This is a genomic window from Dolichospermum sp. LEGE 00246 (genome assembly GCF_015207865.1).
GTDB lineage: Bacteria > Cyanobacteriota > Cyanobacteriia > Cyanobacteriales > Nostocaceae > Dolichospermum > Dolichospermum heterosporum.
Window position 1 is genome coordinate 1 of the sequence record NZ_JADEWA010000586.1, and the last position, 2,812, is coordinate 2,812.

Annotated in this window: 2 protein-coding genes; both read right to left on the minus strand. The window is 38.7% G+C overall.

All coding sequences use genetic code 11. The features are described from left to right. Positions 1 to 319: 319 nt before the first annotated feature. Positions 320 to 625 (minus strand): barstar family protein, encoded by a 306-nt coding sequence (locus IQ228_RS24325; protein ID WP_190382636.1) that lies wholly within the window; start codon positions 623 to 625, stop codon positions 320 to 322. A gap of 111 nt (positions 626 to 736) precedes the next feature. Beyond that, the coding region (locus tag IQ228_RS26970) for a hypothetical protein (protein ID WP_228044059.1) at positions 737 to 2,812 on the minus strand (2,076 nt) is incomplete at its 5' end.

The following is a 2,812-nucleotide window of genomic DNA, read 5'->3' on the forward strand; positions in this document are numbered from 1 at the left end:
AACCGACTATTGGGAATGATGGAATATTATATTTATTTTCATCAGGTAAAAAATCAATCAAATCCTGTACATCCTTAAATCCTGGAAATCCTGATTCTGACAACCACAACAAACAATCTCCAAATAGCCAGAAGCCAGGGAATTAATTCCCTGTCTAAAAGCTCAAGTCGGTTTAAACCGACTATTGGGAATGATGGAATATTATATTTATTTTCATCAGGTAAAAAATCAATCAAATCCTGTACATCCTTAAATCCTGGAAATCCTGATTCTGACAACCACAACAAACAATCTCCAAATAGTGAAAAAGTAACTTTACCTATTTGTTAATAACGAAAAGCTTGAGAGGAATATGATTAGCTTCCCAGTATTCTTTGGCTAAATTTAAAATATCCAATGCTATTTGGTACTGTGTCGGTTCAGCTTGAGCAAAGATATCAGCATGATCATATAATATCACATATCTTTGAGCCGGACACCATGTTAAATCGGTGATACATTCATCAAAAGCATCCCAGTTAGCACCGAAGTATGTAGGAAATTCCATTGCTTCAGCAGCTTGTTTTAAAAATGTTTGTTTGTTATTGATTTTTTTACCATCAAGATAAAAAACTTTATGATTCATAGATTTATGGTGAGGAAATAGGTTAGTAAAATTGTCTGAATCAGGATGTCCAGGATTAAAGGATTTACAGGATGATAAAATAGACCATTGCTAATAAAATCCTATCAATGATTACTTTAACCGCCAAATCTTGATAGTGTCGTCTTCACTCCCACTAGCCAGGGTTTGACCATCGGGGCTGTATGCTAGAGACCAAACCGAGTCAGAATGACCTGTGAGGGTTTGGAGTAGCTTTCCTGTGCGGGCATTCCACAGTTTGATAGTCTTGTCTTCACTCCCACTAGCCAGGCTTTGACCATCGGGGCTGTATGCTAGGGACAAAACCGAGTTAGAATGACCAGTGAGGGTTTGGAGTAGGTTTCCTGTGCGGGCATTCCACAGTTTGATAGTCTTGTCCCTACTCCCACTAGCCAGGCTTTGACCATCGGGGCTGTATGCTAGGGACAAAACCGAGTTAGAATGACCAGTGAGGGTTTGGAGTAGGTTTCCTGTGCGGGCATTCCACAGTTTGATAGTCTCATCCCTACTCCCACTAGCCAGGGTTTGACCATCGGGGCTGTATGCTAGGGAATTAACCCAGTTAGAATGACCTGTGAGGGTTTGGAGTAGGTTTCCTGTGCGGGCATTCCACAGTTTGATAGTCTCATCCATACTCCCACTAGCCAGGGTTTGACCATCGGGGCTGTATGCTAGAGACCAAAACGATTTAAAATGACCAGTGAAGGTTTGGAGTAGGTTTCCTGTGCGGGCATTCCACAGTTTGATAGTGTCGTCCAAACTCCCACTAGCCAGGGTTTGACCATCGGGGCTGTATGCTAGGGACCAAACCCAGTCAGAATGACCAGTGAGGGTTTGCTGTAATTGTAGTGTTTTCTCAGTTGAGGAGGGAGTTAGTGTTTCTACTTTAGGAGTTGGTTTATCTGGATGATTTCTCAATAAATTTTGTCCTACATAGCCATAGAGTTGAGTTCCTATAAAACCTAATGTCGCAATTATTAATAGTTTTCTCAGTTTCTCATCGCTTACAAAAGGTGTTTTTACAGGTTGACTCTGAGGTTTATAAACTGGCGATTGTGAAACATGACGAGGCGTATTTGTAGACTGATTAGTTTGCGAAACTTTAGATTGAGTTGTCTGAACTGAAGATGAAACAGTTGTAGCTGTTGATGAGCTTATTACAGATTGATTTTGAGGCGGAGAAACTGCTGGTTGTGTAACTTGAGATTGAGTTTGCTGAACTGCGGCTGAAGTATTTGTATTAGTATTTCCCGCAATTAAGTTATTAGCCTCAACTTGACTTATTAGACTTATTTGGTTTGAATCTTTTAATATTATCTGTGGAGTATTACAATTTGATTTTTGATGTATTTCAAGAGTTCCCGTAATTTTGATATAACTTCCAACCCAATTACTTAATTGAGTAATTGTTAAGTTTCTGGAATTAGATAAATTTTTTAAACCTTCTGAAAATATAACAATTGTAAAAGGACTGTAACCGTTGACGAGACTGGAAACGTTACCAAAGTTAATAAACAATATATTTGTGCTGCTAAGATGGCGAGTAATAACAACTTTACCAACTACAGTTATTATCTTTCCTTCTTGCTTAACCAGTTCTAGCGTGTTAGTAGCTGCAAAAATCTTAGTTTGTGATGTTGATTCAACCACAGCAGATGGTTTTGCTTTAACAACACCAGGAAAAATATCAACACCAAGATTTGTAGAGCGATCGCACCAATAACAATTACCAAAAGTTCTACTATAATAATGACTATCTACCCTGCCACAAATAGTTAAATTATCATTCCCTGTTCTTAAAGCCTCCAACCACTCCCTAGCTGTGGGACGTAAATTGGGATTTTTATGACCATCATTAAAGCATTTGAGAAAACATTCCCGAATTGCTGGATGAACAATTATCATGGGAATTGTTCTCGCTACAGGTTCAATCAAACTATTTGGTGAATACAGCCATAAACCCCGACGAATAATTTCATCAGGTTCTGGAGGTTCCCCCGCACCTGTCCATTTTCCCTGAAAATGATTATTACCACCAAATAATAATTGATAGATAATTACCCCTAACCGGAATCTATCATGTACTTCCGTTTGCTCAATACTAGCAAAATCTTTTCCCATTAATTCCGGTGGTGTATAACCTGGTGAACCAACTAAACAATAATAAAC

What these genes read in the sequence shown, in the direction of transcription:
- IQ228_RS24325 (WP_190382636.1), bottom strand. Translation starts at nt 625, where the DNA reads ATGAATCATAAAGTTTTTTATCTTGATGGTAAAAAAATCAATAACAAA.